The 17,284-nt window shown below is 68.3% G+C and carries 12 protein-coding genes and 1 pseudogene; 11 read left to right on the top strand and 2 right to left on the bottom strand.

All coding sequences use genetic code 11. The features are described from left to right. Window positions 1-151: 151 nt before the first annotated feature. Both ABIC66_RS07335 and ABIC66_RS07330 read left to right on the top strand, forming a co-directional pair. Entirely contained in the window at window positions 152-1,963 is a 1,812-nt protein-coding gene (locus ABIC66_RS07335; protein ID WP_354068981.1) for an alpha-amylase family glycosyl hydrolase, read from the top strand. Further along, complete coding sequence (locus ABIC66_RS07330; protein ID WP_354068979.1) at window positions 1,942-3,585, top strand: alpha-glucosidase; 1,644 nt, start codon at window positions 1,942-1,944, stop codon at window positions 3,583-3,585. The genes ABIC66_RS07335 and ABIC66_RS07330 overlap by 22 nt, the downstream gene beginning before the upstream one ends. On the opposite strand, the gene ABIC66_RS07325 is transcribed toward ABIC66_RS07330, so the two are convergent. Together ABIC66_RS07325 and ABIC66_RS07320 are read right to left on the bottom strand one after the other, a co-directional pair. Then, window positions 3,582-4,358, bottom strand: coding sequence for a COG4705 family protein (locus tag ABIC66_RS07325; protein WP_354068977.1), 777 nt, complete (start codon window positions 4,356-4,358; stop codon window positions 3,582-3,584). The two genes, ABIC66_RS07330 and ABIC66_RS07325, sit on opposite strands and share 4 nt — an antisense overlap. Window positions 4,359-4,420: 62 nt before the next feature. Continuing rightward, window positions 4,421-5,520 (bottom strand): annotated as a pseudogene (locus tag ABIC66_RS07320) (LacI family DNA-binding transcriptional regulator). A 238-nt stretch (window positions 5,521-5,758) separates the two neighbouring features. Between ABIC66_RS07320 and ABIC66_RS07315 the strand changes: the two are divergent. The 9 genes from ABIC66_RS07315 (at window position 5,759) to ABIC66_RS07275 (ending at window position 17,230) form a co-directional block, all read left to right on the top strand. Beyond that, a complete protein-coding gene (locus ABIC66_RS07315) occupies window positions 5,759-7,255 on the top strand; it encodes an MFS transporter (RefSeq protein WP_354068975.1) in 1,497 nt (498 codons plus the stop codon). Next, a complete protein-coding gene (locus ABIC66_RS07310; RefSeq protein ID WP_354068973.1) occupies window positions 7,255-8,193 on the top strand; it encodes an alpha/beta hydrolase in 939 nt (312 codons plus the stop codon). The genes ABIC66_RS07315 and ABIC66_RS07310 overlap by 1 nt, the downstream gene beginning before the upstream one ends. A 13-nt stretch (window positions 8,194-8,206) precedes the next feature. Continuing rightward, on the top strand, window positions 8,207-10,534 hold the full coding sequence (locus ABIC66_RS07305) for a glucan 1,4-alpha-glucosidase (RefSeq protein ID WP_354068971.1): 2,328 nt from the start codon (window positions 8,207-8,209) through the stop codon (window positions 10,532-10,534). A gap of 123 nt (window positions 10,535-10,657) precedes the next feature. Beyond that, window positions 10,658-13,000 carry a methyl-accepting chemotaxis protein gene (locus tag ABIC66_RS07300; RefSeq protein WP_354068969.1) on the top strand — a complete coding sequence of 781 codons (2,343 nt, stop codon included), beginning with the start codon at window positions 10,658-10,660 and terminating at the stop codon, window positions 12,998-13,000. A gap of 83 nt (window positions 13,001-13,083) precedes the next feature. Then, window positions 13,084-13,578: a free L-methionine (R)-S-oxide reductase MsrC gene (msrC, locus tag ABIC66_RS07295; RefSeq protein WP_354068967.1), complete on the top strand. Its 495-nt coding sequence runs from the start codon at window positions 13,084-13,086 to the stop codon at window positions 13,576-13,578. 97 nt (window positions 13,579-13,675) lie between these two features. Continuing rightward, a complete protein-coding gene (locus tag ABIC66_RS07290) occupies window positions 13,676-14,827 on the top strand; it encodes a GNAT family N-acetyltransferase (protein ID WP_354069389.1) in 1,152 nt (383 codons plus the stop codon). Beyond that, window positions 14,827-15,747 carry a glycosyltransferase gene (locus ABIC66_RS07285; RefSeq protein WP_354068965.1) on the top strand — a complete coding sequence of 307 codons (921 nt, stop codon included), beginning with the start codon at window positions 14,827-14,829 and terminating at the stop codon, window positions 15,745-15,747. The genes ABIC66_RS07290 and ABIC66_RS07285 overlap by 1 nt, the downstream gene beginning before the upstream one ends. Next, window positions 15,633-16,667: a hypothetical protein gene (locus ABIC66_RS07280; RefSeq protein ID WP_354068963.1), complete on the top strand. Its 1,035-nt coding sequence runs from the start codon at window positions 15,633-15,635 to the stop codon at window positions 16,665-16,667. Before ABIC66_RS07285 ends, ABIC66_RS07280 begins: the two co-directional genes overlap by 115 nt. 38 nt (window positions 16,668-16,705) lie before the next feature. After that, window positions 16,706-17,230: a flavin reductase family protein gene (locus tag ABIC66_RS07275; RefSeq protein ID WP_354068961.1), complete on the top strand. Its 525-nt coding sequence runs from the start codon at window positions 16,706-16,708 to the stop codon at window positions 17,228-17,230. The last annotated feature ends 54 nt before the right edge of the window (window positions 17,231-17,284 follow it).

The raw sequence follows: 17,284 nt of genomic DNA, 5'->3' as shown, positions 1-17,284 counted from the left end.
CCTTGCGCCACATGGACATGCGAAATCGGCTGTTGGGCTATGCAAATCACGCCAAGTCGACGGATTGACAGCGCGTCATTGGTTCTGCAAATTCTTGCAAACAATTGCAATGGCGGCCCGGTGAATCGAGGCCGCCTTCGGGAGGGGAGCGATGTCGGCCTTGACGCCCTGGCGACGGACGCTGTTGGCCATGACGGCCTTAAGCGCGCTGAACATGGGCGCGCCGGCGACGGCCGCTTCCGCCGCTCCCGCGCCTTACCTGCAACGCAAGCCCCAGGACGAGGTGATCTACTTCGTCCTGCCCGACCGCTTCGAGAATGGCGACGCGGCCAACGACCACGGCGGCCTGAGGGGCGGTCCCCTGGTCGACGGCTTCGACCCGACGCGGGCGGGCTTCTATCATGGCGGCGACATCAAGGGCGTCACCAAGCGCCTGGACTACATCCAGGGCCTGGGCGCGACGGCCGTATGGCTGGCGCCGATCTTCACCAATCGCGCCGTGCAAGGCCCGCCGGGTCACGAGTCCGCGGCGCACCACGGCTACTGGATCACCGACTTCACCGACGTCGATCCGCATCTGGGAACCAGGGCCGACTTCAAGGCCCTGGTCGACGCGGCCCATGCCCGGGGCATGAAGGTCTACATGGACATCGTCGTGAACCACACGGCCGATGTCATCCAGTACAAGGAATGTCCGGACAGCCGCTGCGCCTATCGCGGCGTCGCCGACTACCCCTATGTCCGCAAGGGGGGCGTGGATGGCGCGCCGATCAACGACGGCTTCGACGGCAAGGACTTCAGCAAGCTCAAGCGGAGCGACTGGGCCTACACGCCGTTCGTCCCGGCGGGCCAGGAGCACGTCAAGAAACCGGACTGGCTGAACGACCCGATCTACTACCACAACCGCGGTGACAGCACCTTCGCCGGCGAGAGCTCGCTGCTGGGCGACTTCGCGACCCTGGACGATGTCTTCACCGAGAACCCGCGCGTGGTGGCGGGTTTCATCGAGGTCTACGGCGCCTGGATCGACCAGTTCGGCATCGACGGCTTCCGCATCGACACCGCCCGCCACGTGAACCCGGAGTTCTGGCAGGCCTTCGTTCCGGCCATGCTGGCCCGCGCCAAGGCCAAGGGGATCCCGAACTTCCACATCTTCGGCGAGGTGTTCGATCCCGATGTCGCCGCCCTGGCGCGCCACACCCGCGTGGACAAGCTGCCGGCGGTGCTGGACTTCGCCTTCCAGTCGGCCGCGACCGACGTCGCCATCGCGCGGAGCGGGACCGACCGCCTGGCCACGGTCTTCGCCGGCGACGCCGTTTACGAGGGCGGCGAGGCCACCGCGCGGCAGCTGCCGACCTTCCTCGGCAATCACGACATGGGACGGATCGGCTGGTTCGTGCTGAAAGCCAGGCCGGGGATCGGCGACGACGAGCTTCTGGCCCGCGTCGCCCTGGCCAACGCCCTGATGCTGACCGCGCGCGGCGCGCCGACGATCTACTACGGCGACGAGCAGGGCTTCACCGGCGACGGCGACTATTCCGACAGCCGCGAGGACATGTTCGAAAGCCAGGTCGCCAGCTACAACGACAATCGCTTGGTCGGCTCCAGCGCCAAGGGACCGTTCTCGGCGTTCAGGACGGACGGCGTCCTCTACCGGCGCATCGCCGAGCTTGCGAAGCTGCGCGTCGCCACGCCGGCCCTGCGCGACGGCCGTCAGGTGGTCCGCGCCGCCAGCGACAAGCCCGGCCTACTGGCGTTCTCGCGCCTTCTGGACAAGACCGAGGCGTTGGCCGTGTTCAATACGGGCGACAAGCCGATCAAGGCCAATGTCCCGGTCGAGGCGCGCTCCGTGGCCTGGCGGTCCCTGCACGGCGCCTGCGCCGCGACGGCTGGCGCGCCGGGCAGCTATTCCATCGAGCTAAAGCCGCTCGACTACATGATTTGCGTTTCCGAGGGACGATAGTGACAGTTGAAGTTCTTGTTCGGCCCGGTGTGGAGACGTCGATGAACGCCGAATGGTGGCGCGGCGCGGTCATCTATCAGGTCTATCCGCGCAGTTTCGCCGACTCGAACGGCGACGGCGTCGGCGACCTGCCGGGCGTCACGGCGCATCTGGATCACATCGCCTCGCTGGGCGTCGACGGGGTGTGGCTGTCGCCGTTCTTCACCTCGCCGATGAAGGATTTCGGCTACGACGTCTCGGACTATCGCGACGTCGATCCGATCTTCGGGACCCTGGCCGATTTCGACGCCCTGATCGCCAAGGCCCACGCGCTGGACCTGAAGATCATCATCGATCTCGTCTTCTCGCACACCTCGGACGAGCACCCGTGGTTCACGGAAAGCCGTCAGGACCGGACGAACGCCAAGGCCGACTGGTTCGTCTGGGCCGACGCCAAGCCGGACGGCAGCCCGCCCAGCAATTGGCAGTCGGTGTTCGGCGGCCCGGCCTGGACCTGGGACGCCCGCCGCGGCCAGTACTACATGCACAACTTCCTCAGCAGCCAGCCGCAGCTGAACCTGCACAATCCGGCGGTCCAGGAGGCGCTCCTAGCCGTCACCCAGTTCTGGATCGACAAGGGCGTGGACGGCTTCCGCTTCGACGCCATCAACTTCTCGATGCACGACCCGGCGTTCACCGACAATCCGCCACTGCCGCCGGGCGGTAAGCGCACGCGGCCGTTCGACTTCCAGGACAAGATCCACAACCAGAGCCACGCCGACATCCCGAAGTTCCTCAGCCGCCTGCGGGCGCTGACGGACGCGGCGGGCGGACGATTCTCGGTGGCCGAAGTGGGCGGCGACCATGCCGACCGCGAGATGAAGCTGTTCACGGCCGGAAACGACCGCCTGAACAGCGCCTACGGCTTCCTCTATCTCTACGCCGATAAGCTGACCGGCGACATGATCCCGCGCGGCGCGGACATGTGGCCCGGCGAAGACGGGGAGGGGTGGCCCTCTTGGACCTTCTCGAACCACGACGCCCCGCGCGCGGTGTCGCGCTGGGCCGAGGGCCGCGACCGCAAGGCCTTCGCCGAGATGTGCCTGCTGCTGCTGATGGGCCTGCGCGGCAACGTCTTCGTCTATCAGGGCGAGGAGCTGGGCCTGCCTCAGGCCAATGTGCCGTTCGAGCGCCTGCAGGATCCCGAAGCCATCGCCAACTGGCCCCAGACGCTGGGCCGCGACGGGGCCCGCACGCCGATGCCGTGGACGGCCCACGCGCTGAACGCCGGCTTCTCGGTGGTGGAGCCGTGGCTGCCGGTCGATCCCGAACACCAGGCGTTGGCGGTCGACGCGCAGGAGGCCGATCCGGCCTCGACCCTGCATGTCGCGCGTCGCCTGATCGGGCTGCGCAAAGCCTATGCCGCGTTGCGCACCGGCGCGATCAGCTTCGTGGACACCAACAGTCCGCTGCTGATCTTCCAGCGCGGGGAGGGGGCGGACGCGGTGCTGCTGGCCTTCAATCTCGGCCACGAGACGGTGACCTGGTCGCTGCCGGACGGCTGGGCGCTAGTGGATGGCGTCAACCTGGCCGGGGACGGTGAGATGCCGCCGTGCGCGGGGTTGATCGCGCGGCGCGCCTAGGCCGCCGGCTCGGCCGCGTGCCGCCCGCTTCGCTGCGGTAAGGCGATGATCAGCAAAGCGATCGCCGCGGCCAGCGCCGCCGAGGCGATCGGCCGGCTGAGCGCCAGGCCGCCATGGTCGCGGGGCTTGTCCAGGAAGTCTCCGACGGCCGCGCCGAGCGGTCGGGTCAGAATGAAGGCGATCCAGAAGAGGATGATCCGGCTGACCTGGGTCCTGAAATACAGCGCGGCGACGATCGCCAGCATACCGGCGAAGATCAGTGCGGCGCCGACATAGCCCAAGCCCGCCTGGTCTGCCGTCCAGTCGCCTAGGGCCGTCCCCAGCGTCTGGGAGAACGTGATCGTGATCCAATAGAAGATCTCGGCCCTGCGCGAATGGATGTCGTCCGCGTCGATCGCGCCGAGGGTCAATCGCCAGGCCGTCAGCGAGGTCGCCACGCAGGTCAGCAGCAGCAAGGAGCCGCCGGCGTAGCCGATCCCCAGCGAGCGCGTGGCGAAATCGGCCATGGTCGTGCCGGCCGTGGTCGAGGCGATGATCGTCGCCCAGTAGAGAAACGGGTGGAAGCGCCGCGCGGCGATCTGGCCGGCGGCCAGCGCCAGGAGCAGCGCGAGGAAGATGGCGGAACTGACGAGATAGCCGAACGCGAAGGTCATGCTCAGGGTGTCGCCGCCAGTCTCGCCCAGCGTCGTGGCCAGCACCTTGATGACCCAGAAGCCCAGCGTGACCGCCGGGACCTTGCTTACGGCTGCCTCGAGATCGGACTTGAGCATCATGAGTCTCTCACCCCAGGGGCGGTAGGGTGAGCCTTGTCCCGCGACGGATGCAAGATGAGGCTTCAGCCTCCACAGCTCTCCCGAATGATCAGATCCGTCGGCACGCGCTCGGACCGGCTGGCCCGTTCGCCGCTGTCGAGCAGCTTGGACACCATCAGCCGCCCGGCCTTGTTGGTGTCCTGAGCGATGGTCGAGAGCGCCGGGCTGGCGTAGCGGCTGAACGGCACGTTGTCGAAGCCCATGACCGAGACGTCGCCGGGCACGGACAGACCCGCGTGCTTCAGCGCCCGCATGGCGCCCAGCGCGATCAGGTCGGACGCGGCGACGACGCCGTCGAACTTGACGTCGTGGTGGATCAGGCTGTCGACGGCGGCCTCGGCGGACTCGACCTCGAAGTGGGCGGGCACGATCAGGTCGGGATCGACGCCCAGCTTGGCGTGCTCCAGCGCGTCGAGGTAACCGCGATGGCGCTGCATCGCCTCGGGGGCCTCGGTGTCGCCGAGGAAGACGATGCGCTTGCGGCCCAGGCGCTGCAGGTGGAGCGTGGCGCGGCGGCCGCCCATCACGTTGTCCGAGCCAACCGAGCAATAGTTCTGGTCCGGCAGCTGGGCGCCCCAGACCACGAAGCGATTCTCGGTCTCGGCCAGGCGATTGAAGGCCGCGTGCAGCGAGCTCTGGCCCAGGAAGATCACGCCCTCGGCCCGGCTGGTGGTCATGGCCGCCGACAAATCCTCGAAATTGGTCGGGGCGATATGGCTGAGGATCACGTCGCAGCCTCGTTCTCGGGCGGCCTCGCCGACGCCGGCCAGCAGCTCCAGGAAGAACGGATCCGACATGCTGCTGCCACGACCCTGAGGGCGAGGGGTGACAATGGCGATCGTCGCCTCGGCCCCGATCGGACCGGCGGGCATGTAGCGGCGGAACGGATAGTCCATCTCGCGCGCCAGCTTCCAGATCAGCTGCTTGGTGCGCTTGTTGACGGCCGGGCTGTCGTTGAGGGCCCGCGACGCGGTCGAGATCGAGACGCCCGCCAGCTTGGCCAGGTCCTCCAGTCGCGTCGCCCCCTTGGTCACCTTGTGAGTCCCCGCCCTAGGTTGTCGTTGCAAAGATTTCTGCAAACTTTTTCAGTCGCCCATAAGGCGCCGTTCGGCCAGGTTTGCAAGCGGCGTGGGGTGAAAAATCAGCGCTGAAAACTCTTGCAAAGATTCGCGATGACCTCGCCGCGCTATCGAGCGTCCGTTGGCCGTCATCAAAGGAAGGTCCAGTCGATAACGCCAATCAGGCATGGATTTATCGTTGCGCCCCGCTGCGGCGCGTGCGCAAATGCGTGCTGCGTCAGTTTATGAAAAAACTTGCGAACCAGCCGGGGCAACCGGCGGTCGGAGCGGGGCGGAGGATCCATGGCCAGGCAGAGGCTGAAGTTCCTGCAGATCTGGAACATGTGCTTTGGCTTCTTCGGAATCCAGATCGGTTTCGGCCTGCAGAACGCCAACACCAGCCGCATCTTCCAGACCCTCGGCGTCGACGTGAACCACCTGGCGATCCTGTGGATCGCCGCGCCGGCCACGGGCCTGCTCGTCCAGCCGATCATCGGCCATCTCAGCGACAAGACCTGGGGGCGTCTGGGCCGACGGCGGCCGTACTTCTTCTGGGGCGCGATCCTCACCACCCTGGCGCTGTTCGTGATGCCGAACGCGCCGGCGCTGTGGGTGGCGGCCGGCGCGCTCTGGCTGATGGACGCCTCGATCAACATCACCATGGAGCCGTTTCGAGCTTTCGTCGGCGACAACCTGCCCGATGAGCAGCGGGCCGCCGGCTACGCCATGCAGAGCTTCTTCATCGGCCTGGGCGCGGTGCTGGCGTCGGCCCTGCCGTGGATGCTGACCAACTGGCTGCACGTGTCGAACACCGCGCCGGCGGGCCAGATCCCCGACGCGGTGCGCATCGCCTTCTACGCCGGCGGCGCGGGCCTTCTGCTGTCGGTGCTGTGGACCGTCTTCACGACCCAGGAATACAGCCCCGACCAGCTGGAAGCCTTCGAGACCGCCGAACGCGCCGAAAGCGGCTACCAGCCGCACGAAGAGCCTGAACCCTCGGTCAACGCCTATTTCGGCCTGGCCGCCGGCGGCCTGCTGGGCGGCGCGGCCCTGGCCCTGGTCGTCTGGGGCGCGAAGCTGGAGAAGGAACTCTACGTCCTGGCCGGCCTGCTGGCCGTGTTCGGCGCGGCCGGGATCGTCGGGGTGCGCCTCAAGCGGCGCGGCGCGACCCGGAACGGCTTTTCCGAGGTGCTGGAGGACTTCTTCCGCATGCCCCGGACCATGCGCCAGCTTGCGGTGGTGCAGTTTTTCTCGTGGTTCGGCCTGTTCGCCATGTGGATCTACACCACCCCGGCCGTGGCCACGGTCCATTTCCACGCCACCGACGCAGCGTCCAAGGCCTACAACACGGGCGCGGACTGGGTCGGCGTGCTGTTCGCCGTCTACAACGGCGTCGCGGCCCTGGCGGCGCTGGTCATCCCGCTGATGGTCCAGGCCACCAACCGCCGGATCAGCCACGCCGTCTGCCTGGGACTTGGCGCGCTGGGCCTGCTCTCGTTCCTGTTGATCCGCGAGCCCGGCCTGTTGTGGATCGGCATGATCGGCGTCGGCTTCGCCTGGAGCTCGATCCTGTCGGCCCCGTATTCGATCCTGGCAGGAGCCCTGCCGGCGCGGAAGATGGGCGTCTATATGGGCATCTTCAATTTCTTCATCGTCATCCCGCAGCTCTTGGCGGCGACGGTGCTGGGCCTGCTGCTGAAGACCTTCTTCGGCGGCCAGGCGATCTTCGCCCTCGTGCTGGGCGCGGCCTCGTTCGCGATCGCCGCCGCGGCGACCTTCGTGGTCGAGGACAAGCGCTGATGGATCGGCGTCTTTTCCTCGCGCTCTCGGCCGCGGGCCTGGCCACGACCGCCCGCGCCGACGTCTTTATCGGCCGCGTCGTCCACTACGAGAGCATGACATCCAAGCACGTCGATCCGCGTAAGGTCAGCGTCTGGTTGCCGCCAGGCTACGACGCCGGGCAAGGGCGCTACAGCGTCCTCTACATGCACGACGGCCAGAACCTGTTCGACCCGGCCACCGCGCCGTTCGGCGAATGGGGCGTCGACGAGGTGCTGTCGGGCATGATGCTGCGCGACGAGGTCCCGCCGACCATCGTGGTCGGGGTCTGGAACACCAAGAAGCGCTACAGCGAATACGCCCCGACCGATCTGTTCGACACCGTCCGGCACCCGACCCGCGGCGGCCTCGCGGCCGAGACCCACTTCCCGCTGCAGGGCGACGACTACCTGTCGTTCCTGTGCGACGAGCTGAAGCCGTTCATCGACAAGACCTATCGCACGCGACCGCAGCGCCGGTTCACGTCGACCATGGGCTCCAGCATGGGCGGGCTGATCTCGTTCTATGCCGGCATGAAGCGGCCGGACGTGTTCGGTCAGGTCGGCTGCGTGTCGATCCATTGGCCGCTGGGCGTCGGCAACGCGGGCGGCGTGCCCGCCGACGTCTGGAAGGCCGACATCTTCCAGGCCCTGTCCGACTATCTCGGCAAGCGTCTGCCGCGCGCCGGAAGCCGGAACGCTTGCCGCTGGTACTTCGACGGCGGCACGGTCGGGCTCGACGCGGCCTATGCGCCGTACCAGGCCCACGTCGACGCGCTCTACGCCGCCAAGGGCTATGTCCAGGGCCGCGACATCCTCAGCCGCTCGTATCCCGGCGCGACCCACAACGAGGCCGCCTGGCGGGCGCGCCTGCCCATTCCCCTGAAATTCCTGCTCGCGCCCGACGGCGCGAAAGTCTGACGAGGCCGTATCCATGACGACCCTGAAAACCCTCGCCCTGGCCTCTGCCGCCATGCTCGCCGCCGGCGCCGCGCCACACGGAGCTCAAGCCGCGCCGACCACCTGGGCCTATTCCGCCAAGACCGGCGTCGGCGCGTCGTACGAGGCCTATGTCGACGGGGTCTACAAGGCCGGCGGCAAGACCGGGGCGGTGTCCAAGGTCTGGTTCTCGATCGCCGACGGCGTGCTGACCGAGACCATGTACGGCCTGATCCACGAGGCCCAGATCAAGCAGATGCGCATCGCGGTGCAGACCGCGACCGGCCTGGCGGTCGAGGGCGCGGACACCACGTCCAAGACCGAATATCTGCACGTCGACGCCGCCGGCCGGCCGCTGTCTCCAGCTTATAAGATCACCACCACCGACAAGCAGGGCCGCTTCGTCATCGAGAAGCGGATCTTCACCGATCCCGACCGCAACGCCCTTTTCGTGCGCGTGACGGTCAAGGCGCTGAAGGGCCCGGTGACCCCGACCCTGGTGCTGGAGCCACACATGGCCAACACCGGCGGCGGCGACGCCGGCGCGGCCTCGACCACCGCCCTGACCGCCTTCGAGGGCAGGGCATTCCTGAGCCTGAAGGGGTCCAAGCCGTTCGCCAAGGCGTCGGCCAGCATCCTGAAGGACGGCGACGCCCTGGCCGGCCTGAAGGCCGCGACGACCTCCGCCAAGGGCGCGATCGTCCTAGCCGGCCAACTGCCCACCGTGGCCAAGGAAGCGACCTTCGATTTCGCCATCGGCTTCGGTCCAAACGCCAAGACCGCCGACGGGGCGGCCGCGGCCTCGTTGAAGACCGGCTATGCCGAGGTGCTGGCGCGCTACAACGGCGAGGGCGCGCGGGTGGGCTGGGAGGACTATCTGGCGTCGCTGACCGAGCTGCCGCGCTTGCGCGAAGCGTCCGAGGACGGCGGCAAGCTGGTCCAGGCCTCGGCCCTGATGCTGAAGGTCCAGGAGGATCGCACCCACGCCGGCGCCCTGATCGCCTCGCTGTCGAACCCCTGGGGCGACACGGTCGACGCCACCCAGTCCTCGACCGGCTACAAGGCCGTGTGGCCGCGCGACTTCTACCAGTGCGCCATGGCGCTGGCGGCGCTGGGCGACAAGCAGACGCCGCTGGCCGCCTTCCACTACCTGCCGACCGTGCAGGTCGGACCCAAAACGCCCGGCAACAAGGGCGACGGCGGCTGGTTCCTGCAGAAGTCGCACGTCGACGGCACGCCCGAATGGGTCGGCGTCCAGCTGGACCAGACAGCCATGCCGATCATGCTGGGCTGGAAGCTCTGGAAGCTGGGCTGGCTGCCCGAGGCCGAGCTGAAGGCCTATTACGGCACGATGCTGAAGCCCGCCGCCGACTTCCTGGTCAGGGGCGGCAAGGTCGATCTGGGCTGGAACCACAACACCGTCACCCCGCCGTTCACCCAGCAGGAGCGCTGGGAAGAGCAGGGCGGCTATTCGCCCTCGACGACCGCCGCCGTGATCGCGGGCCTGGTCGTCGCCGGCGACGTCGCCGAGGCGGCGGGTGACAAGGCCTCGGCGGAACTCTACCGCAAGACCGCCGACGACTATTCGAGCAAGGTCGAGGCCCGCATGGTCACGACCAAGGGATCGCTCGGCGACGGCCACTACTATCTGCGCCTCAACAGCGACCAGGACCCCGACAACAAGAGCACGGTCGAGAAACGCAACGGCCAGCAGGCCGTCCCCGAGGACAGGATGCTGGACGCCGGCTTCCTGGAGCTGGTCCGCTACGGCGTGCGCCGCGCCGATGATCCGGCCATCGTCGCGACCCTGCCCAAGCTGGACGACGAGGCGATGGAGGACCTCTACCGCGTCCGCTACAGCTTCAAGTTCCCCGGCGTGGACGGGACCTTCCCCGGCTGGCGGCGCTACGGCGTCGACGGCTATGGCGAGGACACCAAGACCGGCGCCAACTACGGCGCGGGCGGCCAGATGGCGCCGGGGCAGCGCGGCCGGGTGTGGCCCATCTTCACCGGCGAACGCGGTCACTATGAGCTGGCCCTGGCTAGCCTCTCGGGCAAGCCGGACGCCGCCGCGCTGAAGAAGATCCGCGACACCTACGTCAAGGCGATCGAGCTGTTCGCCAATGAAGGCCTGCTAATCCCTGAGCAGGTCTGGGATGGCGTCGGCCAGCAGAGTGCTCACGGCTATGCGCGCGGCGAGGGCACCGACTCCGCCACGCCCCTGGCCTGGAGTCACGCCGAATACGTCAAGCTGCTGCGCTCGGTCAGCGACGGCCAGGTCTGGGACAACTATGCGCCCGTGAAGGCCCGCTTTTCGCGGTGAGGTAGGCGCTTCCTGCGCGCGGATTGTCGCAGGTCCGCGTCGCCACGGCGTAGTTAACGGCCGCTTAGGACTCGGTCGCGAGAGATTGGTTAACCGCCATCCTCGCGGCCGGAGACCTTTGAAATGGCTGCCTTCCGTCGATTGACCATCGCCTGGAAACTGATCCTGGTGGCGGGTTTGGCGATCGGCCTGCTGCTCATCGGCGCGGCCGTCGCGGTGTCGTCGCACACCAGCGCGATCGTGTCCGGCCTGACCAACCGCTATGCGGGCGCGGTCGCCGACGACGCGATCCAGAGCGTCCAGGCCGACCTTGGCAAAGTCCAGTCGACAGCGCGGTCCATGGCCGTCTCGATCGGCGCGGCCCACGAGGCCGGCATGACCGACCGCGCGACCGTCGTCGGCATGCTGAAGCCCAACGCCGAGTCCTCGGACATGGTGCTGGGCAGCTGGTTCATGGCCAAGGACTTCGACGGCAAGGACGCCGAGTTCGCGGGCAAGGTCGAGACGGGCTCGAACAAGGCCGGCGCCTTCACGCCCTACTGGGTGCACGACGGCGCCAAGGTGATCTTCGAGCCGCTGAACGGGACCGACGACTTCGCCGAGGCCTATTTCACCGTGCCGCAGCAGACCGGCAAGGCGGCGATCGTCGAACCCTATCCCTACACCGTGGCCGGCAAGACGGTGATGATGACCTCGGTCGTCTATCCGGTCACCTCGAGCGGCCGGTTCGTCGGCGTGGCGGGCCTGGACCTGGCGTTGGACAGCGTCTCCAAGAGCCTGGGCGCCTTGAAGCCGCTGGGCGGCGGCCGGGTGATGCTGCTGTCTCAGGCCGGCAAGTGGGTGGCCCACCCGGACCCGGCCAAGCGTATGCAGGCCTACGGCGACGTCGGCGCCGGCGAACTGCAAAGTGTCCTGGCTGGCGGCGCGTCCGTCGAGGTCAAGGGCGTGGTCGCCAATGGCGTGCCGATGGCCCGCATCATTCGCCCCGTGCCGATCCCGGCCCTGAACACCACCTGGGCCCTGGTGATGGACGTTCCGGTGGCCGCCATCACCGGTCCGGCCGACCGTCTGGCCAAGATCCTGTTCGTCGGCGGCTTGGTGATCACCGCCGCCGTGCTGGCCGCCCTGTTCTTCGCCAGCGCCGCCCTGGTCAAGCAACCCCTGACCGGCCTGACCCGCAGCGTCGACAAGCTGAGCGCCGGCCGCTATGACGAGGCCGTGCCCGGCGTCGACGGCGGCGACGAGATCGGCGCCATCGCCCGCGCCCTCGACGGCTTCCGCCACGACCTGGCCGACGGCCAGCGCCGCCGGGCCGAGCAGGAGGCCGAGCGCACCGCCGCCGAGATCGAACGCCAGCACCACGCCGAGGAGGCGCAAGCCTTCGCCGCCGCCCAGGCCAAGGCCGTGGCCAGCCTCGGCGAGGGCATGGAGCGTCTGGCCGACGGCGACCTGATCTGGCGCATGCGCGAGGAGGCCTTCACTGGCGACTCCGCCAAGATGCCGCGCGACTTCAACGCCGCCGTCGAAAGCCTGCAGGCGACCATGGCCGGCATCCTCAACGCCGCCCGCAGCATCCGCGGCGGCTGCGCCGAGATCAGCCACGCCGCCGACGACCTGTCCCAGCGTACGGAGCGCCAGGCCGCCGGCCTGGAGCAGACCGCCGCCGCCCTCGACCAGATCACCGCCACGGTGAAGCGCAGTTCGGAAGGCGCCGAGCGGGCCCGCCAGGTCACAATCAGCGCCAAGGCCGCCGCCGAGCGCAGCGGCGCGGTCGTTCAGGAAGCCGTCCAGGCCATGGGCGGCATCGAGAAGTCCTCGCAGTCGATCACCCAAATCATCGGCGTCATCGACGAGATCGCCTTCCAGACCAACCTGCTGGCCCTCAACGCCGGCGTTGAGGCCGCGCGGGCCGGCGAGGCGGGCCGAGGCTTCGCGGTCGTCGCCCAGGAGGTGCGGGCCCTGGCCCAGCGCTCGGCCGACGCCGCCAAGGAGATCAAGACCCTGATCAGCGCCTCGACCCAACAGGTCGGCAAGGGCGTCAAGCTGGTCGGCGAAACCGGCGACACCCTGCGCGAGATCCTGGTCCAGGTGGCCGAGATCAACGAGCTGGTCGGCGAGATCGCCTCGTCCTCGAAGGAGCAGGCCGTCGGCCTGGCCGAGGTGAACCAGGCCGTGAACCAGATGGACCAGGTCACCCAGCAGAACGCCGCCATGGTCGAACAGTCGACGGCCGCCAGCCACGCCCTCTCCACTGAGGCCGCCGAACTGGAACGCCTGATTGCTCGCTTCCAGGTGGGCGCCGAGGCGCGCGAGATGCCGGCCCGCGTGGAGCGCCGTCCGGCGGCCCCGGCCCCGCGTCCCGTCGCGGCCCCGACACGGGAAAGCTTCCGGCAGCGGTATGTGCAAGGCTCCAGCGCGCTGAAGGTCGCGCCGGGATCGCGGCCCGGGGAGTGGGAGGAGTTCTAGGCGTCGCCGTCGCTAGGTCGCGGCAACCCCATCCGAAGACGGAGTCCTCTCGCATCCTTCGCCAGCCGCGCTATATCCCCGCCATGGCCGAAGCGTTCAACGACATCACCCTCTCCGCCGACAAGGCGACCCGCTATGCCGAGGTCGCCGACGAGATCGCGTCCGTGCTGGACGGCGAGCCCAACGTCACCGCCCGCATGGCGACGGTGGCCTCGATGCTGGCCAACAGCTTCGACCACTATTTCTGGACCGGCTTCTACGTCGTCGATCCCGCCAAGGATCGCGAGTTGGTGGTCGGGCCCTATCAGGGCACCCTGGGCTGTTTGCGCATCGCCTACGGACGCGGCGTCTGTGGCGCGGCGGCGGCGACGGGGCAGACCCAGCTGGTGCCGGACGTCCACGCCTTTCCGGGTCACATCGCCTGCGACAGCCGCTCGCGGAGCGAGATCGTCGTGCCGGTCTTCGGCCCCGATGGCCAATTGATCGCCGTGTTCGACGTCGATTCCGACAAGCCCGCCGCGTTCGATCGCGTCGATCAGGAATGGCTGGAGAAGATCCTCAAGACGACGTTTGCATAGGCCGGCGGGCCGTTCGTCGGATTCCCCACACATGGCCCGCTGATTGCAGGCCTTGGTCCATCTTTCCCTAACCCGAGCCGGAGTAGGACAGGTGGACATGCTGGACGTCGAGACCCTTCACCCGAGCCTGCTGAGCGCCGACGAGGCGGCGTTGTGGCGGAGTCTCGCCGGTGCGCAGGCGGGGTTCGCCAATCCACTGATGGGGCCTGACTTCGCGCAAGCCGTTGGAAAGGTTCGTGAAGACGCACGCGTCGCGGTGGTCCGTCGCGCGGGTCAGACGCTGGGCTTCCTGCCCTATCACCGTCGGCCCGGCGGCCTGGCGCGGCCGATCGGCTCGCCGCTGTCCGACTATCACGGCCTGGTCAGCCGTCCCGATGCGGGACTGAAGGTGGAAGACATTCTGCGCGCCGCCGACATCTCGGTGTTCCGCTACACCGGCCTGATCGATCCGCACCGTCTGTTCCCGGCTTCGCCCGAGACCGACCGCACGGCCTATGTCATCGATCTGAACGGCACGACCGCCGAGGCCTATCTCGAGGCGATCCGCGCCGAGAGCCCCAAGAAGATCAAGAACTACCGCCGGCTGGACAACAAGCTGGGCCGCGAGGTCGGGCCGGTGCGCCTGGTCGCCGGCGACATGTCGCGCGAGGCCTTCAACCTGCTGATCGACTGGAAGCGCGACCAACTGGCCCGCACCGGTGGCCACGACTTTCTGCGCGCCGACTGGACGCGCGAACTGATGGCCGATCTGTTCGTGCGCCGCGACGGCGACTTCCGAGGCCTGATGATCAACCTCTATGCCGGCGACGCGCTGGTGGGCGGTCACTTCGGCATCCGGCAGGGCGCGGTCTATCACCCGTGGATCGCCTCGACGAACCCGGAGCACGCGGCCTGGTCGCCGGGCCAGATCTTCTTCCTGCGCGCCATCGCGGCCATGCCGGAGCTGGGCCTGACCCGCTACGACCTCGGCCCGGGCCACGACCACTACAAGCGGGCCTACGGCCTGAACACCGTGACGATCGGGGAGGGGGCCGCGACGGCCGCCAGCCTGGGCGGACGCATGGCCCATTCCATGGAAAGCGTCTGGAACCTGGCCGGCGCCCATGGCGAGGGCGCGCTGGGCCGCTTGCGGCGGCGGATGGACGCTATCGCCAGCACAGAGCTGACCATGGGCGGTCGCGTGCGCGACTTCGTCGAGGCCGTGGCCTCGCGGGCGCATCGCCGCCAGGGGGATCATCCGGAGGCCTGATGGCGCGCGTGACGATCATGATCCCGACCCAGCGACGTCCGGACGGCTTGGCCGTCGCGGCGCGTTCGGTGTTCGCCCAGACCGGCGTCGACCGGGCCGAGCTGGAACTGGTGATCGTCGACAACGACCAGATCCCGTCGGCCAAGCCCGTCGTCGATGACCTGGCCAAGGTCGCGCCCTTCCCGGTTCTGTATATCCACGAGCCGCGTCCAGGCGTCGCCAATGCCCGCAACGCCGGCATGGCCAAGGCCACGGGCGAGCTGATCGCCTTCCTGGACGACGACGAGGAGGCGCCGGCCGGCTGGCTGTCGGCCCTGATGGCCGCCCGCGAGCGCTTCAACGCCGATGTGGTGTTCGGTCCCGTCAAGGCTCGCGCGCCCGATCACATCGTCGAACATCGCGACTATCTGGAGCGCTTCTTCTCGCGCGAAGGACCCGTCGAGGCCCAGATCCTGGACCGCCACTACGGCTGCGGCGACAGCCTGATCCGCCGGGCGGCCCTGCCAGACCCGGTCGCGCCGTTCAGCGCCGAGCGCAACCACATTGGCGGCGAGGACGACATGCTGTTCGGCCATATGGGCGCGGCCGGCGCGCGCTTCGCCTGGGAGCCGGCCGCCTGGGTCTGGGAAGATCCCGTTCCGTCGCGCCTGAACCTTTCCTACACCCTGGCTCGCGCCTTCGCGTACGGCCAGGGGCCGAGCTCGCACTGCGCCGCCGCCGCGCCCGCCGACTATCTGGGCGTCGCCCGCTGGATGGTCATCGGCGTCGGCCAGGCCTTGGCCTTCGGCGTGGTCGCCGGCTTCAAATGGCTGACCCGGGCGGGCGACCGCGCCGAATGGCTGGACCGCGCCGCGCGCGGCCTGGGCAAGACCTTCTGGTGGGGCCCCTTCAAGATCCAATTCTACGGGAGGACCGCGTGAGCGTGATCACCGACTGGACGGCGGACAAGGCCAAGGCCTTCGGCCGCGAGAACCTGATGTTCAAGCACGCCCTGCACGAGCGTTCGATGTTCAATGACGAGGGCCTGGCGCGGCTGCTGGATCTCTATCCGCGCGACAAGCTGGGCGTCTTCACCATGGGCGAGGATCCCAAGGCCTGGACGACCTGGCGCAAGGGCTCGGCGGGGAACCTGACTGGCGACCAGTTGCTGGAGGCCGCCAAGACGGGCCGCATCTGGCTGAACCTGCGCCAGACCAACGATCACGTGCCGGAATACGCCGCCCTCAGCGACGAGATCTTCGCCGACAAGGAGGCCCACGTGCCGGGTCTGCGCACGTTCAAGCGCGACGTCGGCATGCTGATCAGCAGCGCCAACGCCCAGGTCTTCTACCACCTCGACGTGCCGCTGGTGTCGCTGTGGCAGATCCGCGGCCAGAAGAAGGTCTGGGTCTATCCGGTGGCCGATCCCTATGTCGGCGATCTGGCCCTGGAGAAGATCGTGCTGCGCGAGACCGCCGAACAGTTCGCGTTCGAGCCCGCCTGGGACGCCGGCGCGCAAGCCGTCGAGCTGACGCCCGGGAACATGGTCACCTGGAAACAGAACGCCCCGCACCGGATCGAGAACGGCCCGATGCTGAATGTCTCGATCTCGATCGAATTCATGACCCCGCCGGCCCTGCTGCGGGCCAATGTCATCTACGCCAATGGCGTGCTACGCCGCCGCCTGGGCGCCAAGCCGCGCATCCAGGACGGCTTCGGACCGACGGCCCTGGGCAAGCTGGCCGTGGCGCGCGGGGCCAAGGCCTTGGGCCTGCAGACGCCGCACGTGCGCCACCTGCCGGTCACCTTTGGTCTGGATGCGAGCCGGCCGGGGGTTTTGGTCGAGCCGCCGCACGCCTGATCTTGCCCGTCGCCGCGCTTTGCCTCACTGCTTAGACAATGAGTAAAGCCGTGACGATCGAACTGGGGGAGGGCGCCGAACACGACGCCCGGGCTCTGCGCAATGCTTTCGGGTGCTTCACGACTGGGGTGACCGTGATCACCACGGTCTGCGAGGACGGCCGCAAGGTTGGGCTGACCGCCAACTCGTTCACCTCGGTGTCGCTGGACCCGCCGTTGGCCCTGGTCTGCGTCGACCTGAAGTCGGCCAGCCTGCCGACCCTGGACACGGCCGGCCGCTGGGCGGTCAATGTCCTGCACGCCGAGCACCAGCAGCTGGCCCGCCAGTTCGTGCAGAAGGACACCGATCGTTTCGCCGGCATCGACACCGAGACCTGGGTCACGGGCGTGCCGATCCTGCCCAACTGCATGGCCAATTTCGAGTGTGAGACCCACCACGCCTTCGACGCCGGCGACCACCGGGTCTATGTCGGGCGAGTGGTGAAGCTGCGCTACGACCCCGACCACGAGCCGCTGGTCTATCTGCAGGGCCGGTTCCGCAGGGTCCATGTCGACGCCGACTAGACTGTCATCCCGGCCGAAGCACAGCGTAGAGCCGGGATCGCGGCAAGCGCCGGT

The organism is Caulobacter sp. 1776 (assembly GCF_040545685.1).
Classification (GTDB): domain Bacteria; phylum Pseudomonadota; class Alphaproteobacteria; order Caulobacterales; family Caulobacteraceae; genus Caulobacter.
Note: the sequence above shows the minus strand (reverse complement) of the source record. Positions and strands in the feature narration are given on the sequence as shown.

Coding starts and splice junctions, on each gene's coding strand:
- ABIC66_RS07335 (WP_354068981.1), top strand. CDS start 152: ATGTCGGCCTTGACGCCCTGGCGACGGACGCTGTTGGCCATGACGGCC.
- ABIC66_RS07325 (WP_354068977.1), bottom strand. CDS start 4,358: ATGATGCTCAAGTCCGATCTCGAGGCAGCCGTAAGCAAGGTCCCGGCG.
- ABIC66_RS07315 (WP_354068975.1), top strand. CDS start 5,759: ATGGCCAGGCAGAGGCTGAAGTTCCTGCAGATCTGGAACATGTGCTTT.
- ABIC66_RS07310 (WP_354068973.1), top strand. CDS start 7,255: ATGGATCGGCGTCTTTTCCTCGCGCTCTCGGCCGCGGGCCTGGCCACG.
- ABIC66_RS07305 (WP_354068971.1), top strand. CDS start 8,207: ATGACGACCCTGAAAACCCTCGCCCTGGCCTCTGCCGCCATGCTCGCC.
- ABIC66_RS07300 (WP_354068969.1), top strand. CDS start 10,658: ATGGCTGCCTTCCGTCGATTGACCATCGCCTGGAAACTGATCCTGGTG.
- msrC (WP_354068967.1), top strand. CDS start 13,084: ATGGCCGAAGCGTTCAACGACATCACCCTCTCCGCCGACAAGGCGACC.
- ABIC66_RS07290 (WP_354069389.1), top strand. CDS start 13,676: ATGCTGGACGTCGAGACCCTTCACCCGAGCCTGCTGAGCGCCGACGAG.
- ABIC66_RS07285 (WP_354068965.1), top strand. CDS start 14,827: ATGGCGCGCGTGACGATCATGATCCCGACCCAGCGACGTCCGGACGGC.
- ABIC66_RS07280 (WP_354068963.1), top strand. CDS start 15,633: ATGGCTGACCCGGGCGGGCGACCGCGCCGAATGGCTGGACCGCGCCGC.
- ABIC66_RS07275 (WP_354068961.1), top strand. CDS start 16,706: ATGAGTAAAGCCGTGACGATCGAACTGGGGGAGGGCGCCGAACACGAC.